This is a genomic window from Centipeda sp. (in: firmicutes), from assembly GCF_057271695.1.
Genome location: NZ_DBHIVL010000038.1, coordinates 1 through 20296 on the forward strand (window position 1 = coordinate 1; position 20296 = coordinate 20296).

Annotated in this window: 14 protein-coding genes; 12 read left to right on the plus strand and 2 right to left on the minus strand. The window is 56.1% G+C overall.

The genetic code is table 11. From position 1 onward, the window contains the following. Positions 1–494: 494 nt before the first annotated feature. Positions 495–1643 carry an MFS transporter gene (locus ACO6BQ_RS07305; RefSeq protein ID WP_489120229.1) on the plus strand — a complete coding sequence of 383 codons (1149 nt, stop codon included), beginning with the start codon at positions 495–497 and terminating at the stop codon, positions 1641–1643. Between the two features lie 59 nt (positions 1644–1702). On the opposite strand, the gene rpsT is transcribed toward ACO6BQ_RS07305, so the two are convergent. Continuing rightward, positions 1703–1969, minus strand: coding sequence for a 30S ribosomal protein S20 (rpsT, locus tag ACO6BQ_RS07310; protein WP_489120217.1), 267 nt, complete (start codon positions 1967–1969; stop codon positions 1703–1705). 53 nt (positions 1970–2022) lie between these two features. After that, positions 2023–2820: a hypothetical protein gene (locus ACO6BQ_RS07315; protein WP_489120218.1), complete on the minus strand. Its 798-nt coding sequence runs from the start codon at positions 2818–2820 to the stop codon at positions 2023–2025. Between the two features lie 172 nt (positions 2821–2992). On the opposite strand from ACO6BQ_RS07315, the gene ACO6BQ_RS07320 reads away from it, so the two are divergent. From ACO6BQ_RS07320 to ACO6BQ_RS07370, 11 genes are all read left to right on the plus strand, one after another. After that, the gene (locus ACO6BQ_RS07320; RefSeq protein WP_489120219.1) at positions 2993–3565 is read left to right on the plus strand and encodes a TetR/AcrR family transcriptional regulator; all 573 of its coding nucleotides are present in this window, start codon (positions 2993–2995) and stop codon (positions 3563–3565) included. A gap of 381 nt (positions 3566–3946) precedes the next feature. Beyond that, positions 3947–5101, plus strand: a complete 1155-nt coding sequence (locus ACO6BQ_RS07325; protein WP_489120220.1) for a glucose-1-phosphate adenylyltransferase — start codon at positions 3947–3949, stop codon at positions 5099–5101. Between the two features lie 30 nt (positions 5102–5131). Further along, entirely contained in the window at positions 5132–6238 is a 1107-nt protein-coding gene (glgD, locus tag ACO6BQ_RS07330) for a glucose-1-phosphate adenylyltransferase subunit GlgD (protein ID WP_489120221.1), read from the plus strand. A 166-nt stretch (positions 6239–6404) separates the two neighbouring features. Then, the gene (locus ACO6BQ_RS07335; protein WP_489120222.1) at positions 6405–8870 is read left to right on the plus strand and encodes a glycogen/starch/alpha-glucan phosphorylase; all 2466 of its coding nucleotides are present in this window, start codon (positions 6405–6407) and stop codon (positions 8868–8870) included. A 61-nt stretch (positions 8871–8931) separates the two neighbouring features. Continuing rightward, positions 8932–11289 carry a 1,4-alpha-glucan branching protein GlgB gene (gene glgB, locus ACO6BQ_RS07340; RefSeq protein ID WP_489120223.1) on the plus strand — a complete coding sequence of 786 codons (2358 nt, stop codon included), beginning with the start codon at positions 8932–8934 and terminating at the stop codon, positions 11287–11289. Between the two features lie 111 nt (positions 11290–11400). After that, a complete protein-coding gene (gene glgA, locus ACO6BQ_RS07345; protein ID WP_489120224.1) occupies positions 11401–12846 on the plus strand; it encodes a glycogen synthase GlgA in 1446 nt (481 codons plus the stop codon). A gap of 214 nt (positions 12847–13060) precedes the next feature. Continuing rightward, the gene (gene malQ, locus ACO6BQ_RS07350) at positions 13061–16510 is read left to right on the plus strand and encodes a 4-alpha-glucanotransferase (protein ID WP_489120225.1); all 3450 of its coding nucleotides are present in this window, start codon (positions 13061–13063) and stop codon (positions 16508–16510) included. Positions 16511–16642: 132 nt separating this feature from the next. Then, on the plus strand, positions 16643–17341 hold the full coding sequence (locus ACO6BQ_RS07355; protein WP_489120226.1) for a DUF2225 domain-containing protein: 699 nt from the start codon (positions 16643–16645) through the stop codon (positions 17339–17341). Further along, positions 17341–18072 carry a hypothetical protein gene (locus tag ACO6BQ_RS07360; protein ID WP_489120227.1) on the plus strand — a complete coding sequence of 244 codons (732 nt, stop codon included), beginning with the start codon at positions 17341–17343 and terminating at the stop codon, positions 18070–18072. Before ACO6BQ_RS07355 ends, ACO6BQ_RS07360 begins: the two co-directional genes overlap by 1 nt. 35 nt (positions 18073–18107) lie before the next feature. Next, positions 18108–19712 carry a DUF4127 family protein gene (locus tag ACO6BQ_RS07365; protein ID WP_489120230.1) on the plus strand — a complete coding sequence of 535 codons (1605 nt, stop codon included), beginning with the start codon at positions 18108–18110 and terminating at the stop codon, positions 19710–19712. Position 19713: 1 nt separating this feature from the next. Beyond that, on the plus strand, positions 19714–20202 hold the full coding sequence (locus tag ACO6BQ_RS07370; protein WP_489120228.1) for a flavodoxin: 489 nt from the start codon (positions 19714–19716) through the stop codon (positions 20200–20202). The last annotated feature ends 94 nt before the right edge of the window (positions 20203–20296 follow it).

A 20296-nucleotide genomic window follows, 5' to 3' on the forward strand; every position in this document is an offset into this window, starting at 1 on the left:
TGGCAGGGCAAGCGTCACGGCTATACCGGCAGCGCACATGTCAGCTGGGCGTTCTAAGGAATCGCTGAATTTATCAGTGCTTCCCTAAACAAGATAAGTAAAGAGGGGCGTTGTACGAAGCGAAAACTTCGTACAACGCCCCTTCTTTGTATGGGTCGCGACCCAGTTGCTTTTGCCCGCACTGTGCCCTAGGGAAGCACTGATAAATTCAGCACTACCATCTTGGCGCATCTTTTTTGCCCGCGCTTCGGCGGAAAATCCTCCACAGAGCACCACTCTGCGTCCGGTTTTCCACCTTGTTCGGACAAAAAATCTGCACCAATCTGGCAGACTTCATTTTATCAGCGATTCCCTAAAATCCTTGCGAAGAAGTTGTCAAATTTATTTATACAACATCACTTGTATTTTTGAACGCCTATGATAGAATGACAGGAGTTTTTCAGCGTCCCGTGGGGATGGAGCGGGGATGGGAGATGATGTATATGGAAACGATGATGGGAGAGCAAAAACAGATCGGCATGCGTGAGGTGAATGCGACGCGTGTGTTTTTCTTTATCGGGGGATTTGGTTCGGCGTCATGGGCACCGCTCGTGCCGCTTCTCCGTGAGCGGCTTGCAATCGGGGACGATACGCTCGGACTGCTGCTGCTCTGCATTGGCATTGGATCGCTGCTGACCATGCCCCTTTCGGGGGCGCTCTCGGCACGCCTCGGCTGTCGTCGTGTGCTCATAACTGCAGGAGTTATATATGCTGCCGTCCTGCTTTCGATCTGTTTCGTGGATTCCTTCTGGATCGCCGTGCCTGTGATTCTCTTTTTTGGTGCGCTCATGGGCTGTATTGATGTCGTCATCAATGTTGCGGCGGTCATCGTGGAGAAGGGGATCGGGCGGCGCATCATGAGCGGTATGCACGGATTCTGGAGTCTTGGCGGCTTCGTCGGTGCGGGGCTGTATGGTGTGTGGGTCGGTTTGGCGGGGTTCACGGCGTTTCAGTCGACGCTGATTGCGGCGGTGCTGATGCTCGCATTGACGGCGGTGTTTGGCAGACATCTCATCCCCTATGGCGGCGGGGGCGGCGGCTCGCTCATTGCGATTCCGCGCGGCATTGTCGCCTTTGTCGGCGTGACGGCGTTCATTGCCTTCCTCAGTGAGGGCGCAGTCATGGATTGGAGCGGTGTCTACCTGACAACGGTGCGCGGCATGGATCTCTCACTCGCGGGGATGGGATTCTCTGTATTCTCAGGGGCGATGCTCCTCATGCGCTTCCTTGGCGATCACGTCATTCAGCGTATCGGACAGTTCCCTGTCGCCGTCGGTGGCGCACTCCTTGCCTTCGTCGGCATTCTGCTCGTCATGTTCGCGCCTGTGAACACACTCCTCTATCTCGGATTCTTTGCCATCGGCATCGGCAGCGCGAATATTGTGCCCGTATTCTTTTCGCTCATGGGACGGCAAAGCGTCATGCCCGTCGGTACGGCGGTCTCCGCCGTCAGCACGATGGGCTATCTCGGCATTCTCGCAGGCCCTGCCGCGATTGGTTTTGTCTCGGCTCAGACGAATCTCATGACGGCATTCGGTATGATTGCCGCACTCTGCATTGTGCAGGCTCTCGTCGGGTTTTACATCTTCAAAAAGATTGTCTGAGAAAACGGAAAAACGAGCAACAAAAAACGCCATTCCAAACGGAATGGCGTTTTCTATGCCTACTGTGCCAGCGCATTTACCTTCTTGGCAAGACGCGACTTCTTGCGTGCTGCAGCGTTCTTGTGATAGACGTTGTTCGCAGTCGCCTGATCGATGGACTTGTATGCCGCAACGAGGAGGGTTTTCGCCTCGTCAGCGTTGCCGGCAGCAACAGCGTCGTTGACACTGCGGATCGCACGGCGGACGCGCGTCTTCTCCGCAACATTGCGGGCACGGCGCTTGGCGTCAGACTTTACACTCAGAATGGATGCCTTGATGTTTGGCAAATCGTTCACCCCCTCAACGAAAAATGTACTGGGTCATTCTATCACACGACATTCTAAAATGCAAATTTTTTTTCGCGCTCACCGACGGAACGGAGACTCGCGGCGTTGAGCAGGAGGATGAGCGCGGATGCCGCATGCCAGAGTGCGCCCGAGACGGGGGTCAGAATGCCTGCCGCAGCGAGCCCGACGCCGATGAGACCGAGCGTGTTGCCGAAAATTTCGTTCTGCTCAATCTTTCCGCGCGTGCGGCGTGCCATGCGGACGAGCACGGGGAGCGCGTGTAGATCGTCGCCGAGGATGACCGCATCGGCGGCGGATGTGCTGCCGCTCAGTGCGATGCGGATGCTGCTGCCGTGTGCCGCGCACTGGTGAAAATGCACAAGAGCGATAGGTGCGGCGGAGGACGCTGATGCACGCTCCATATCCGCATCGCTGCGAAGATCTGAGATGCCGGCCGCCGCGCCGATGCGTGCCACTGTCTCTGCGTCGTCGCCCATACGGAGGACGGGATGCAGTCCCATGTGACGGAGCGTGGTGACGATGCGCGGGAAATCGGTGTCGATGCTGCGCATACGGCTCAGCGCATTGCAGTCAAATACGATCGTTTCCGTGCGTCCGAGATGTGTCAGTACGCCGCTCGTACGAACGAAAATGCTGCGGCGCGCGAGGCTGAGCTCGGCACCTGCCGCGGCGGTCGATCCTGTGAGGAGATAGGCGCAGGGACTGAACGCGATGATGGCGGTCACGGCGCGTACCATCTCACCCGTACCCCAGTAGATGAGCACGGCAAAGCACAGAAGAGCCGCAATGCCCGTCAGGAATTTTTTGTTTTCCGATGATTCATTCAGCATGGAAAAACCTCCTTGGAATGACTCTATTTGCAAAAGACGAACTTGTTTCAGTTTTGAACATATAGTACAATAAGCGAGAAAAAAACGTAAGAAACAGTTCGATGTGAATGTCCGTTATTGGACAAAATACAAAATATGTTCATATCCATATGACAGATGGAAGGAATACACGATGGAGCGACGTCGTAAAAAGACCAGACAGGCAATTCTTGCTGCATTTCAGGAACTCCTTGCACGCAAGCGGTACGAGAATATCATTGTGCAGGACATCATCGAGGCGGCGGATGTCGGGCGCAGCACGTTTTACACGCATTTCGAGACAAAGGATCTACTGCTGCGTGCGATGTGCGAGGATATGTTTGCGCATGTCCTTGAGGATGTTGCGGATGAGGGCAGTCATGACTTCTCCCGTGGCCGTGACAATCCCGCAGCGATCGTCTCGCATATGCTCTATCATATGCAGGATCAGCAGAAGAATATCCGCAGCCTCCTGACCTGCGAGAGCCGTGACATCTTTCTCCGCTATTTTCGCGAGAAGCTCGGTGAGACACTGCGTGCACGCGGCAATGTGCTCCTGCGTGAGCACCGTCTGCCCGAGGACTTTCTCATCCACCACATTACGGGCAGCTTCATGCTGATGGTGGAGTGGTGGATGCAGGGCGGTTGCCGTCAGACTCCGAGGGAGATGACACAGATGTATGCGGCACTCATCACCCCGATTTTTCACGAGATGAACAATGCATAAATTTGAAAGGTTTTGAACATACGGCAGATTGTTTTCTGTAAATTTTTCTTCCTCAACTTCTTGATTCGCGGGCAAACATAGGGTACAATAATCGTACGATAAATACAAAAAATGACAAGTACAAAAGTCCTTCTCTCTTTTATGGTAAATTTGAAAAAAGACTGAAAGCACTGCGAGAACTTGCAGGAAATTCGGGTTGTTTATCGAATTAACTAAGTATCATAAAGTGAGTAAAGGAAGGAAAAAGCGACGAAATGAGTGCAAACTCATTGAAATCGGCAGGAATACGGCGAAACGGAAGGGCGTACGGCAAGCCCAATTGTTTTGCCATTGCATATATGTTGGGGGTACCGTTCGGTATCCGTGAGGGGAGAAATATCTATGAGAAAAACAGAGTGCTTGGCAATGATCCTGGCAGGCGGACAAGGCAGCCGCCTTGGTGCGCTCACGAAGCGCGTCGCAAAACCGGCGGTTCCGTTCGGGGGGAAATACCGCATCATTGACTTTCCTCTCAGCAACTGCGTGAACTCCGGTATCGAAAAGGTCGGCGTTCTGACGCAGTATCGTCCGTTGGAGCTGAACCAGTACCTCGGCTCGGGCAGTGCATGGGACCTCGATAAGCGTGACGGGGGACTTTTCGTCCTGCCGCCTTATGCGCGCGAGAAGGGAGCAGACTGGTATCGCGGTACGGCGGATGCGATCTACCAGAACCTCAACTTTATTGACATGGCGGATCCCAACTATGTGCTCATCCTCTCGGGCGACCACATCTACACGATGGATTACGCATGGATGCTCGAGACCCACAAAAAGCAAAAGGCACAGGCGACGATTGGCGTCTTTGAAGTACCGTGGGACGAGGCACCGCGCTTTGGCATCATGAACACGGACGAGACCGGACGCATTGTCGAGTTTGAGGAGAAACCGGCGAAGCCGAAGAGCAATCTTGCTTCCATGGGCATTTACATTTTCAACCGTGACTATCTTGCCGAGTACCTCACTGCAGATGCAAAGAGCGAGACCTCGAGCCATGACTTCGGCAAGGACATCATTCCGAAGATGCTCGCGGATGAGGGACGTCTCTACTCCTACGCCTTCAACGGCTACTGGAAGGATGTCGGCACGATTGAGAGCCTCTGGCAGGCAAACATGGATCTCCTGCAGGACGAGCCGCCGTTCGAGCTTTCGGGCAAGTGGCGCATCTACTCGTTCAACCCGTCCATGCCGCCGCAGTTCGTCGGCAAGGAGGCAAAGATCACGCGCTCGATGATCAGCGAGGGCACCATGATCCTCGGTACGGTCGAGAACTCCGTGATCTTCCCCGGTGTGCGTGTCGGCAAGGGGGCTGTGGTTCGCAACTCCGTCCTGCTTCCGTCGGCAGTCATTGGTGACGGTGCGGTCGTGGACTATGCGATTCTCGCGCAGAATTCCGTCATCGAGGCGGGCGCTCAAGTCATCGGTGAGGAGACGCAGATCACGGTCATCCCCGAGGGAGAGACGGTGACGGCTGCCTCGACCGAGCAGCGTGTCGGCTGAGCCATAGGAAGAGAATGGAGTGAACATACAATGAACAGCGTGATGGGTCTCATCAACCTGCAGGAGGACGGCAGTCTCATTCGTGAGCTCGCCGATCGGCGTGCCGTTGAATCCATTCCCTTCGCCGGACGCTATCGTCTGATTGACTTTGCTCTCTCGAGCATGGTCAACTCCGGCATTATTAAGGTCGGGATTATGCTCCCCGATGAGCCGCGCTCGGTGCTCGATCATCTGCGTTCGGGCAAGGACTGGGATCTGGCGCGCCGCCATGACGGACTCTTCTACCTGCCGGCGGCACAGGACGATGCACAGCGTCACAAGGGTGATCTCAAGAACTTCTATTATAACCTCGACTTCATTGAGCATACGTCTTCGCGCTACATCCTGCTTGCGAACGGCAGCTTTGTCTACAATATTGACTTCAACAAGGTGCTCCGCTTTCATCAGAACACAGGCGCGGACATCACGCTCGTCTCGCATACGACGATTGACGAGAACACGGGCAACAACATCGTGCTCGATACGGCAGAGACGGGGCTTGTCCTTGATATTGCGGAGAAGCCGGTCGCCTACCAGGGCATGAAAGTCTCCATGGGCATCTATCTCATGGACAAGCGTGCGTTCGTTGAGATTGTCCGCTATGCCTATGAGCGTGGGGGGGTCGACTTCATGCTGGACGGCATCATCCGCCGCGCAGGCGACTATTCGATGTTTGCCTACGAGCATGACGGCTATATGGCGCACGTGGACTCCATGTCGACCTACTATCGGGCGAATATGGAGATCCTCGATCCTGATGTCTGGCAAAACCTTTTCATGGGGGAGCGTCCGATTTACACGAAGATCAAGGACGGCGTACCCGTGCAGTACAAGGAGACTGCCAAGGCCACGAACTCCCTCATCGCGAACGGCTGCATTGTACGCGGGGAGGTGGAGAACAGTATTCTGTTCCGCGGGGTCAAGGTGGGCAAGGATGTGAAGATCCGCAACTCGATCATCATGCAGAAATGTGACATTCAGGATGGCGCACTTATCGAAAATGTCATTTGCGACAAGAACGTCACCATCACGGCGGAGAAGTGGCTGAAGGGCGCTGCAGAGTATCCGCTGGTGATCAAGAAGAATATCACAATCTAAAAGAAATCTGTTTATTTTGCCGTTAGCGATTCCTTCCCCGCTCCGATGTTCGGAGCGGGGAAGGACTATAACGGCTTCTTGTTTCTGATACTTCTTACGGGGGTCTGCCGTGTGCAGGAAAGAAGGTCGGGGGAGACAAGAGAAGTTTGGAAAAGGAGTGGACGATTTGGCACAGAAGGATCAGGTCAACCGACCGACAGGGAAAGCTCTCGAGACGATGAAAAAGATCCTCAAGAGCCGTTTTATCACAACCGCGCATGTGATGTTTGGACGCGAGGTAGAGGAACTGACGGAGGTTGAGATCTACAAGACAATCGCAGCAACCGCCAAGCAGTCCATCTCGGATAACTGGATCAAGACGAACAAGCAGTATGGCGAGCGCAAGGAGAAGCAGATCTACTACTTCTCCATTGAGTTCCTGCTCGGCCGCCTCTTGAAATCCAACCTTATCAACCTCGGCATTGAGGAGGCTCTGAAGGAAGTCCTTGGGGACTTCAAGCTGAACCTCTCGGATGCGTACGAGGCAGAGCCGGACGCAGGTCTCGGCAACGGCGGCCTCGGTCGCCTTGCAGCGTGCTTCATTGACTCACTCGCGGCGCATCGTCTCCCGGGGCATGGCTGCACGATCCGCTATCAGTACGGGCTCTTCGAGCAGAAGATTGTCGGCGGCAATCAGGTCGAGATTCCCGACAACTGGCTGCGCGACGGCTTTGCATGGGAGTACCGCAAGCCGGACAAGTCCGTCGATGTCAAGTTTGGCGGCAACGCCTATATGCGCGACATGGGGAATGGCAAACTGGAGCTTGTCCATGAGAACCCGATGATCGTCATGGCAGTGCCGTATGATATGCCGATTGTCGGCTACCACAACGCGACGGTCAACACGCTGCGCATGTGGAACGCCGAGGTCAACCGCGACTTCTCCGACTACGGTATGCTGACGCATGAGCAGATCCAGCAGCGCAACGACTACCGCAGTTTTGTTGAGTCGATTACGCGCTATCTCTATCCGGACGACAGTACGTTTGAGGGGCGCCGTATGCGTCTCATTCAGGAGTACTTCTTCGTTTCGGCAGGTGTGCAGAGCATTGTCCGTCACTACAAGAAGACGGGCATGAGCATCTACGACTTCGGCAAGAAGATTGGCATTCACATCAACGACACGCATCCCGCGCTCTGCGTGGCGGAGCTCATGCGCGTCCTCGTCGATGAGGAGGAGCTGACATGGGAGGATGCGTGGGCGATCACGCGCGACACGATCGGCTACACAAACCACACGATCATGCCCGAGGCACTTGAGACGTGGGGCATTGACATGTTCCGCCCGCTCCTGCCGCGCATCTACATGATCATCGACGAGATCAACCGCCGCCATCTTGAGGAGGTACGCCGCCGCTATCCAAACAATGAGGATAAGGTGCGTGCGCTCTCCATCATTCAGGACGGCGTGATTCACATGGCGCGTCTCTCGATTGTCGGCGGGCACAGCGTCAACGGCGTTGCGAAGATCCATACGGGTATCCTGAAATCCACAACGCTCAAGGATTTTTATGACTATACGCCGCGCAAGTTCAACAACAAGACGAACGGCATCACGCATCGCCGTTGGCTCATGGGGGCGAATCCCGAGCTTGCCGCACTGATCGACGATACACTCGGCAGCCGTGAGTGGCATCGCCATCCCGAGAAGATGGACGGACTGCATGACCATGTCGCGGACAAGAACTTCCGCGAGCAGATCATGAAGATCAAGCATCTGCGCCGTGAGGGCCTCGCGCACTATATTGAACAGCACAACGGCGTGAAGCTCGACCCGGATTCGATGTTCGACATCCAGGTCAAGCGTATTCACTCTTACAAGCGGCAGCTGATGAACATTCTGCACATCATGTACCGCTACCATCGTGCGCTCAGCGAGCCGTCCTTCCTCACGCAGCCTGTGACCTACTTCTTTGGCGGCAAGGCGGCGCCCGGCTACTACATCGCGAAGGAGACGATCCGCCTCATCAATGTCGTTGCTGACCGCATCAACAAGGATAAGCGCGTCAACGATTTCATGAAGGTCATCTTCATCGAGAACTTCGGTGTCTCCATCGGCGAGCTGGTCTATCCCGCAGCGGATGTCAGCGAGCAGATCTCGACGGCATCAAAGGAAGCGTCGGGGACGGGCAACATGAAGTTCATGATGAACGGAGCGATCACACTTGGAACGCTCGACGGCGCGAACGTCGAGATCCGTGATGCAGTCGGCAATGACCACTGCGTCATCTTCGGCCTCAAGGCGGAGGAAGTCATGAACTACTATGCGACGGGCGCGTATTCGGCGTGGGATGAGTATCACACGAACGAGAAGATACGCACGGTGATGAACCAACTCGTCGACGGCACTTACGGAGATTTCCGTTCGCTGTATGACTATCTCCTGCACGCGAACGATGAATTCTTTATCTTGAAGGACTTCAATGCGTACGACAATGCGCGCATCGAGGTCATGCGGCGGTTCAAGGACAAGGACGCCTGGGCACGCACGGCAGCAATGAATGTCGCGCACTCCGGCGGGTTTTCGTCCGACCGCACAATCGACGAGTATGCACGCGAGATCTGGGGCATCCGTCCCGTCATCATCTCGTAGCCATACGGGATTGCGGAGGATACCCGCACTCTTTACGAGGAAAATACAGGAGGGGATCGTTATGAAAACATCCGCACTCAGTGAGTTTGATCTGTACCTCTTTCATCAGGGCACAAACTATCATGCACAGGAAATGCTCGGAGCGCATTTTGTGGAGCAGGACGGCAAAAAGGGCGTCCGCTTTACGGTGTGGGCACCGAATGCAAAGGCGGTCAGTGTCGTCGGCGAGTTCAATGACTGGAATGTCTTCATCCATCCGATGAACCGCATGGATGACGGCGAGATCTGGGAGGTATTCGTCGAGGGGCTCGGCGAAGGCGAGATTTACAAGTACGCCATCGAGCCGCAGTGGGGCGGCCCGCGCATCATGAAGGCGGATCCCTATGGGTTCTATGCCGAGAAGAAGCCGCAGACGGCATCCCGCACCTACGATATGAACCACTATGAGTGGAAGGATGAGGCGTGGCAGAAACGCAAGGCGGAGGAGTCCTCCTATGAGCGTCCCATGCTCACCTACGAGGTGCATGCGGGCTCTTGGCGGCGGACGCTTGAGGGCGATTACCTCTCCTACCGTGAGCTGGCAGATCAGCTCATCAGCTACGTCAAGGACATGAACTACACACACATTGAGTTCATGCCTCTCTGCGAGCATCCCTATGACGGCTCGTGGGGCTATCAGGCGACGGGCTATTTCGCCGTGACAAGCCGCTACGGCACGCCCGATGATTTCCGCTATCTGGTCGATACGGCGCACCAGAACGGCATCGGCATCATCATGGACTGGGTGCCCGGGCACTTCTGCAAGGATGAGCAGGGGCTGCGTCACTTCGACGGCAAGAACCTCTACGAATCCGACAACGAGACGCGTGCAGAGAACTGGGAGTGGGGCACGACCAACTTCGATTACGGGCGTACGGAGGTGCAGAGCTTCCTCATCTCGAACGCACTGTTCTGGTTCGAGGAGTTCCACATCGACGGTCTGCGCATCGATGCCGTTGCGAATATGCTCTACCTCAACTACGGCCGCAAGGACGGCGAGTGGCAGCCGAACAAATACGGCGACACGGGCAACCTCGAGGCGATGGACTTCCTGAAGAAGCTCAACGAAACGATCTTCAAGTACCATCCACAGGCGCTGATGATCGCGGAGGAATCGACCTCGTGGCCGCTCATCTCGAAGCCTGTCTACATGGGCGGCATGGGCTTCAACTACAAGTGGAACATGGGCTGGATGAACGACATGCTCTCCTACATGAGCCTTGACCCGATCTACCGCAAGTGGAATCAGGACAAGATCACGTTCTCCCTCATGTATGCGTTCTCCGAGAACTTTGTTCTGCCGCTCTCGCATGACGAGGTCGTGCATGGCAAGTGCTCGCTCATCAGCAAGATGCCGGGCGACTACTGGCAGAAATTTGCGGGATTGCGCGGGTTCTTCGGCTACTGGATGGCGCATCCGGGCAAGAAGCTGCTCTTTATGGGCGGCGAGTTCGGGCATTTCATCGAGTGGAATTTTGACGACAGCATGGACTGGCATCTCGTTGAGCAGTATCCGATGCACACGAAGATGCTTGCGTACTCGAAGGCACTCAATAAATTCTATGTGGACAACAAGGCTCTCTGGCAGGTTGATTTCGACTGGAACGGCTTCCAGTGGATTGACTGCAACGACAGCGAGAACAGCATTATCGCACTCGTCCGCCGCGCCGAGGATCACAGTGACTTTATTGTCTGCGTCCACAACTTCACGCCCGAGGTGCGCCACGGCTACCGCATCGGCGTGCCGACGAAGGGGACGTATGTCGAGGTCTTCAACTCTGACGAGGAGGCATACGGCGGCAGCGGCGTCCTCAATGCGGGCGATATCGTGAGCGAGGACTACGCATTCCACGGGCGTGAACAGTCCATCGTCATCACTGTGCCGCCTCTGGCGACCACATTCTATCGTTTGAAGCAGCAGAGCGGCGCGGGAACACCCGATCATGAAGTGCCTAAGACGGTCGATGCTGTTGCAAAAAAAAAAGCAGTAACGCCTAAGACAAAGGCGGCTGCTGCGGAGAAAAAAGCCGAAGCCGAGCCGATTCCGAAGAAAACTGCACCAAAGAAGCGTATAACGCCGGCAAAGAAGTCGGACGGGGACACTGCTCCCGTGAAAAAGACGACTGCGAAGACGACGCGGAAGACCGCAGCGACGGCGGAGGAAAAGCCCGTCAAGAAGGCGGCAGCAAAGAAGCCGACAGCAAAGAGTGCGGCGGAGGAAAAAACGACGTCTGCAAAGACGGCAGCGAAGCCCGTGAAAACGTCGGAAAAGTCCGCAGCAAAGACGGCATCCATGACGGCGACCAAGAAAGCACCTGCGCGGAAAAAGGCAGCAGAGACCGAGGACAAACCAAAGAAAACGCGTGCGGCAAAGGCATAAGATACGCTGCACGCCTTGCATAGGAGAATGACGAAAGCTGCGAAACACAGTATGATAAACTCGCGGGGGATGGTTACGGCATCCCTCCGCGAGATAAAGGAGGATATTGGGATGAAGGTACTATATGTAGCATCGGAGGCAGTTCCCTTTGTCAAGACCGGCGGTCTTGCGGATGTGGCGGGCTCGCTCCCTGCCGCACTTGTAAAGGATGGGGTGGACTGCCGTGTCATCCTGCCGAAGTACGGCGCGATTTCCGAGGAGATTCGGAACTCCATGGAGCACGTCTACGACGGGGTTCTGAACGTCGCATGGCGGGACAAGTTTGTCGGTATTGACAAGTACGTGCTGGACGGCGTGACCTACTACTTCGTGGACAATGAAGAGTATTTCAACCGCGAGGGTTTCTACGGGTATCCGGACGATGCCGAGCGGTTCTCGTTCTTCAGCCGCGCTGTCCTCAACCTCCTGCCTGCGCTCGATTTCTGGCCGGACATCGTTCACTCCAACGACTGGCATTCCGCACTCGTCAATGTATTCCTCAAGCTTGAGCATATGGACGATGCACGCTATGCCGGCATCAAGTCGCTCTTTACCATCCACAACCTGAAGTATCAGGGGGTCTTCCCCAAGGATGTCATGACGGATGTCCTTGGACTGGACTGGCAGTACTTCAACAACGGTGACCTTGAGTTCTTCGATGCAGTCAACTTTATGAAGGCGGGCATCATTTACTCCGACTACGTCTCGACCGTCAGCAAGACCTATGCTGAGGAGATTCAGTACGACTACTACGGCGAGCATCTTGAGGGACTCCTGCGCAAGCGTCGCGAGCAGCTGTTTGGCATCGTCAACGGCATCGACTACGAGATCTACAACCCCGAGACGGACAAGAATCTCTACGTCAACTACAGCGTGAAGAAGGCGGTTGAGGGCAAGAGCGACAACAAGGTGCACCTGCAGAGCGACCTCGGGCTTCCCGAGAACCGCCGCGTGCCGATGATCGCGATGGTTACGCGTCTTGTGGCGAACAAGGGGCTGGATCTTGTCGTGCGTGTGCTGGATGAAATTCTCCAGCATGAGAACGTTCAGTTTGTCTTGCTCGGGACGGGTGACCGCAGCTACGAGGACTGGTTCAAGGAACTCGCGTGGCGCTATCCGAACAAGGCATCGATCAACATCCGCTTCTCGAACGAGCTTGCACAGCGCATCTATGCGGCATCGGACATCTTCCTCATGCCGTCGATGTTCGAGCCGTGCGGACTCGGTCAGCTCATCGCCATGCGTTACGGGACGATTCCCGTCGTTCGCGAGACGGGCGGCCTTAAGGATACCGTCATCCAGTTCGACCGCTCGGACGTGGACAAGGGGAACGGTTTCCTGTTCTACGAATACAATGCACACGAGATGATGTATGCCATCAAGCGTGCACTTGCTGCCTATGGAAATCTGCGTGAGTGGCGGCAGCTCGTCTTTACGGCGATGCACAGCGACTTTAGCTGGAAGCGTTCGGCGAAGGAGTACGAGACGCTCTATGAGCGCCTTCTGCTCGAAAGCTGAAACATGCCCTTGCAGAACGATTTGTGCGTGAGTTGACCTTATTTGAGGCTTCTACGACGCACCCCCTATGAAACCGCTGGTGAATTGGTTCAAATAAGAACATTTGATTCATCAGTGGTTTCTGTGCGTTTTGTTTTAGGAATCACTGGTAACATGAAGTCCATCAGATTGGTGCAGAATTTATCAGTGATCCGTTAGGAAAGGAGAGGGTGCTATGCTGGAATCTTATCAAGTGGAGCACAACTCGCAGAATATATACTACCGCTCCATTGTCGGGGCGGCGGAGGCGGGGAGTCGTCTGCGTCTTGGCATCCGCATTCGTACCTACGAGGCCATACAGCAGGTGCTTGTGCGTCTGTGGCAGGATCAGACGGGGGAGCGTCTGATTCCGCTTGAGACGAGAGACACGCAGGGAGAGCAAAAATTTTATACCGCGTGGCTCAACCTCCCGGACTATGGCTGTCTCGTCTGGTATTACTTTATCATCACGACGGAGAGCGGTACCTATTTCTACGGAAACAATGCGGAGATGCTAGGCGGTGTTGGTGTACTCAGCAGCAGTGCGCCCGCGTCCTATCAGATTACGATCTACAACAAGGGGGCGCGCACACCGGACTGGTTCAAGAATGCCGTGATGTATCAGATCTTCCCCGATCGTTTTGCGCGTGCGGGGGATACGATCGTGAAGAAGAAGGGCGCAGTCATCCGTACGGACTGGACGGACGATCCTATGTATCTCAAGGATCCGGACACGAAGGAGATCATCGCCTATGACTTCTTCGGCGGGAATCTGCGCGGTGTCATGGAGAAGTTGGACTATCTGAAGGATCTTGGCATCTCCTGTATCTACTTCAACCCCGTCTTTGAGTCCGAGAGCAACCATCACTACGACACGGGGGACTATCACAAGATCGACCCCGTACTGGGCGACATCGAGGACTTTCGTGCGCTCGTCACAGCAGCGGAGCAGCGCGGCATCCGCATCATCCTGGACGGTGTGTTCAGCCATACGGGCAGCAACAGCATCTACTTCAACCGTCAGCAGCAGTACGGATCGCTCGGTGCATACCAGTCGAAGGAATCGCCGTACTACTCGTGGTATCACTTCCGCAGCTATCCGAACGAGTACGACTGCTGGTGGAACTTCGACACGCTCCCGAACGTCAACGAGACCGACCCTGCCTATATGGACTTCGTTATCACGGGCAAGGACAGTGTGCTCCATCACTGGATGAACGAGGGCATAGCGGGCTGGCGTCTCGACGTGATCGATGAGCTGCCGCCAACCTTCTCCCAGACGTTTTTTGCCGAGCTCAAAAAGCGCAATCCTGATGCCGTCATGATTGGCGAGGTCTGGGAGGATGCCTCGAACAAGGTCGCGTACGGCACACCGCGCGAATACCTCTCGGGCAACGAGATGGATTCGGCGATGAACTATCCGCTGCGTACCATCATGCTCGACTTCCTCACGGGTGCGTCTGACGGGCATCAGACCGCGCGACGCCTTGCAAGCCAGATCGAGAACTACCCGAAGGAAAATCTCTATGCGATGATGAACCTCATCGGCAGTCATGATGTGCAGCGTGCGATCACCGTGCTCGCCGGTGTTCCCTATTATGAGGGAATGCCCGCCATCGAGCAGTCGCGCGTGCGCATGACGCCGGAGCAGTTCGACCTCGGCTCGCGCCGCCTCCTCATGGCGACACTCTGGCAGATGACCTATCCCGGTGTGCCGAGCGTCTACTACGGCGACGAGATCGGAATGCAGGGGTTCAAAGACCCGTTCAACCGCCGCCCCTACGATTGGGAGCACGGCAACAAGGAGATTCGCGGGTGGTTCGAGCGGTTCATCGCCGTCCGCAACGAGAACGATGCCCTGCGCACGGGTGAAATCCTGCCGCTCTACGGCGCGGGCGATGTCATCGCATATGCACGCACGATCCGTTCGGGCTACGATGTATTCAATCAAGAAAAGGAAGACGGCGTATTTATCGCCGCATTCAACCGCAACCTGACGGAGACGCTGACGATCGAGATCAATGTGAGCGACTTTGCCTGCGGTGTGTTCGAGGATGCATTCAAGCCCTCGCGCACCTATGAGGTGGAGCGCGGGCGGCTGCGCATCAAGATCCCGCCGCTCTTTGGACTGCTCCTGCGCGAGCGCAAAGAACCGCGCCGCTACGAGCGCAAGGCGGGCGTACTCCTGCATCCGACCTCGCTGCCGTCGAAATACGGCGTGGGCGACTTCGGCAAGGAGGCGTACCGTTTCCTCGACTTCCTTGCAGAAGCGGGGCAGAAGATTTGGCAGATCCTGCCGCTCAGCCCGGTCGGACATGGCTACTCGCCCTATCAATCCATCTCCGCGTTCGCGGGCAACATCATGATGATCGACCCCGAGGATCTTGCCGCGCACGGCTGGCTCAGCGAGAAAGACCTTTTCCTGCCGTATGAGGCGAACTCGGCGTTCATCGACTTCGAGCGCGTCAAGCAGTTCAAGAAAGAGCTGCTCGAAAAGGCGTTCTACTCATTCCGCAAGACGAGTGCAAAGGACAAGGAGTTCAAGGCATTCTGTGAGAAAGAGGCGTACTGGCTCGACGACTACGCGCTCTTCCATGCGGCAAAGAAGGAATACGGCCGCTGCGCATGGACGGACTGGCCGGCGGAGATCAAACATCGTGAGCCCGCAGCCCTGAAAGCTCTTGCCGAGCGGCAGAAGGACGAGGTGGAGCTGGATCGTTTCAAGCAGTACATCTTCCATCTCCAGTGGAACCATCTGCATGACTATGCGCGGAAAAAGGGCATCGAAATCCTCGGCGACATGCCGATCTTCATCGCACAGGACAGCGCGGACGCATGGGCGCATCAGCACCTCTTTGACCTGAACGAGGATGGGACGCCGCGCACGGTCGCGGGCGTACCGCCCGACTACTTTGCTGCGAATGGGCAGCTCTGGGGCAACCCTCAGTACAACTGGGACGCGATGAAGGCGGAGAACTATGCGTGGTGGAAACGCCGCTTCCAAAAGCTGCACGAGCAGGTCGACATCATCCGCATCGACCACTTCCGCGCCTTTGAGGCGTACTGGTCGGTGGACGGCAAGGCGGAGACGGCAATCAACGGACGGTGGATCAAGGGGCCGGGCAAGGCGTTCTTCGATGAGATCGAGCGCGAACTCGGTACACTCGATATCGTTGCCGAGGATCTCGGCATCATCACGAGCGAGGTCGAGCGGCTGCGCGACGACTGCGGCTTCCCCGGCATGAAGATCGTTCACTTCATGCTCGAACCGAACGAGTCGGGGCGCGTCGGCTTCGTCACCCCAGAGAACAGCATCGTCTACACGGGGACGCACGACAACAACACCACCGTCGGCTGGTACACGCGTGACATCGACGAGGTGCTGCGTGAGACACTGGCGAACATGACGGGCACGACCTCGGATCGCCCGAGAACCATCTGCAAACGCCTCATCAAGGCGGCGTATGCCTCGCGCGCCCGCATGGCGATCATCCCCATGCAGGATCTACTCGCCCTCGACGAGCGCGCGCGCATGAACACCCCCGGCACCGTCGGCATCAACTGGCGCTGGAGTCTCAAAAAAGACTATCTCCTTGAGCTCGACCCAAAGAAACTGCAGGCACTTTGCGTGCGCTACCATCGCTAAGTACTGCGGCATAGAAGCGTGTTTTGATATCCATGAAGCGAGACCTTTGCACCAGTGTGCGGGGTCTCCTTCTTTCTTTTTTTTGTAATTTATGGTATGCTGAAGGGGATTTTTCGGTAGGGAGGAAGTACGATGGCCGAGTATACATATACGGTGGAGAAGCCATGTCCGGTCTGTGGGGAAAAGACGCACGCGACAAAGCTGAAGGCGCGCCTCATTACATTGGGGACGGATGAGGACTTTTGTGTCCATTACGAAGGTGTATGTCCCTATCGCTATCGCATCTGGCTGTGTGAGCACTGCGGCTTTGCAGCCGACGAGAAACAGTTTACGGAGGAGCCGCTGAGTCCGCGCGATAAGGCGAAGATTCAAGAACTCCTCGAGGGCCGTACGATCAACCTGCCGTATCATGAGGAACGTACGGTGGAGGAAGCGATTCGTGCCTATAAGCTCGGCATCTACTTTGTCGAGCGTCTCGGATGGACGCTCCAAAAGAAGGCGGGCTACTGCATGGGTATGGCATGGGTCTATCGTGACGTGGGGGAGCATGAAAAGGAGGCGGAAGTTCTGCGCCTCGCTGCCGAGTTCTACGAAAAATCGGTCATGACGGAGCACTACCCGATCCACGGCATGAGTGACAGCATGGCACTCTACATTGCAGGTGCGGCATACTACCGTTTGGAAGACTATGAGAGGGCGACGCAGATGCTCTCGCAGATTATGAGCGATCAGGAAGTCCGCAAGAACGACGTGAAACTTTTTGAGCGAGCTCAGAACCTCTGGCAGGAACTGCGTGAGAAGAAAACGGAAGCGGAGAAGGCGAATAAGTAATGGTGATTGAAATTCCTGCAAATTTCATTGAGCAGGTGAAAAATATTGATTGGGGCAGCGTGCGTGAGGCAGTTGCAGACTATGGCCCTGCCCTCACGGTGCTGCGTGACACATGGGATCGCGAGACGCTGGCACAGATTGCCGAGGGGCATCTCTTCGTACGTGACTCCGTGCTGAATGAGGCGATTGCAAAGAATATCGGGACGAACGGCTCGATTCGCAGTATCGCCCTGCGCTCGCACGCAAATGGACGTTTGGATCTCCTGTGCACAACGACGAAAAAGTATAAGAAGGTCGAGCTGTCGGGCACCATTGAGGAGTTCGTTCACGACGGCGACAAGTCCTATGCTGTCTACCGCGTGCGGGAGAAGAACATCCCCGACCACGGGTTTGTGTCATGGGTGTTCTCGCGTGTCTCGCTGTCGATGGTGGAGCGCATGATGGGGCGTTTCGATGTGTCCGAGAACCTGCCTGTAGAGATTCACGGCAACAAAGTCCATGTGAACTTTCATGAGGTGCTTGCTGCATCAAAACTGGGGCAGACCGAGTTCCACGGGCATCGCCTGACGGATATGATCGAGATCGAGGGCGCGTCGGTGCAGGAGGGCGGCATCATGTTTGATACGAAGCTGAACGTGCCCGACGATGTGCGGGATGCGCTCAAGGCACTTTTGCAGGAGAAGCGTTCATCAAGTACTGAGGGAAGCACAGGGGAGGAAGAGGCACTTTGACAGGAGCTCGTTTGATTCGCATACTTTGTTTTTCCATGTTGGCAATGCTCCTTCTGCCGCAGTCGGTCGATGCGGCAAAGAGGGCATCGGTCACGGAGAAGATCGTCTTTATCCCGCATGACAGTCGTCCGATCTCAAGCAAGCAGACGGCGGATGTCGTGCAGCACGTCGGCTATGACATCATCGTTCCGCCGCAGGAGCTGCTGGGCAATCGTGAGGACTGGGGACATCCCGATGAGCTGTGGACATGGGTGGAGCAGAACCTCGCACAGCCGGGGGTAAAAGCGGCAGTCATCTCTTCGGATGCCATGATCTACGGCAGTCTCGTCGGTTCGCGCAAGCATTCCTTCACGCGTGCACAGGTGCTCGAACGAGCAGCGCGGTTCGAGGGGCTGCAGAAATCCCATCCGAAGATCCCGCTCTATGTGTTCGGCTCGATCATGCGGACACCGCGCACGGGCGAAGCATCGGGGCATGAGGAGCCGGAGTACTACCGTCGCTACGGCGCGGATATCTTCCGCTATACCGTTCTCCGTGACAAGGATGAGGTCGAGGGGCTCACGCGCCGCGAGCGCAAGGAGTACGACTTCCTCGGCCGTCTGATCCCACAGGAGGCACTTGCCGACTGGATGGGGCGCCGCGAGAAAAACTATGCGGTCAACGAATACCTGATCGACCTGCTGCGCAAGCGCAATACGTTCCGCTATCTGACCCTCGGGCGTGACGACAATGCGCCGTTCTCGCAGACGCATCTGGAGAGCCGATACCTTTCGGCGGCGGGAGCAGACCTCGGCAAAACGCGGTTTCAGACGATGGCGGGCATCGACGAGATCGCCCTGCTCATGCTCACGCGTGCGGTCAACGAGCAGAAACACGAGATTCCCTTTGTCTTTGCACGCTACAACTGGGGACGCGGTGCGGATACCGTACCCGCGTACTCCGATGAGAAGATCAGCACATCGATCTCGGATGCCGTACTTGCGGCGGGCGGCATGATGGTGCGCGCTCCCGAGAAGGCGGATGTTGTGCTCACGGTGAACACGAACCCCGACGGACGCACCTATGAGGCAAACGCAGTGCTCAACGACGGTACGCCGCGTGACGGTACGCAATATTTTGCCGATCTGGTCGCGGACTATGTGGCGAAGGGATACCCCGTCGCCATCGCAGACATTGCCTTTGCCAACGGAGCTGACAATGCACTCATGGCAGAGCTGCAGAAACGCGGACTCCTCTACAAGATCCAGGCGTATGCCGGCTGGAACACGCCGACGAACAGCTCCGGATTTGCGCTCGGCGAGGGGATGCTCGTCCGTCATATGAACGGCGATGCGATCGATCATCTCCTCACGACGCGTTACCTCGATGACTGGGCATATCAGGCGAATGTCCGCAACACCATCGCCCGCCAGCTTACATGGTTGCGCGGCGACGGTTTTTATGGCAGCCTTGGCTCGAAGATGGACGCCGTTTCCATGCGCTCGACACGCATGATGAACCGTTTCATCGAGGAGAACCTGCCGCCGATCGCCGAGATCGACACCGTTGTTGTGACATTCCCGTGGAACCGTATGTTCGAGTCGGACATTCTGCCCGAGAATCTGGGGTTCGCTTACGAGTATCTTGCAAGGAGGAAATAGTATGTACGGGAAAATACTGATTGCCTATTTTTCCGCATCTCCTTCGCGGCGTACGAAGAAGGTCGCACACAAGATCGTGGATGTGATCGGCGGCGATCTGCATGAGATTGTGCCCGCTGTGCCGTATACCGAGGATGACCTCAACTGGAACGACAGCAAAAGCCGCTCCAGTGTGGAGATGCGCGATCCTCAGAGCCGTCCCGCGATTGCGGGTGAGCCGCTTGACCTCGCGCCCTATCAGGTCATCTTTGTTGGCTTCCCGATCTGGTGGTACGTCGCACCGCATATCATCAATACCTTCCTCGAGAGCTATGATCTGACGGGTAAGACGATCATTCCGTTTGCAACCTCGGGCGGCAGTTCCATGGGGCAGACGACTGCGCATCTGCGTCCTTCGGCAGAAGGTGCGCTGATGAAGGAAGGCCGCCGTTTCGAGATGGGGGAGACACCGATGGCGATCAACGCGTGGATTGCTGCACTCGGGATTTGATACGATGTGATACGAAAAGGGGCTGTTGCACGAAGCTAGGGAAGCACTGATAAATTCAGCCACGCCATCTTGACGCATCTTTTTTGCCCGAACT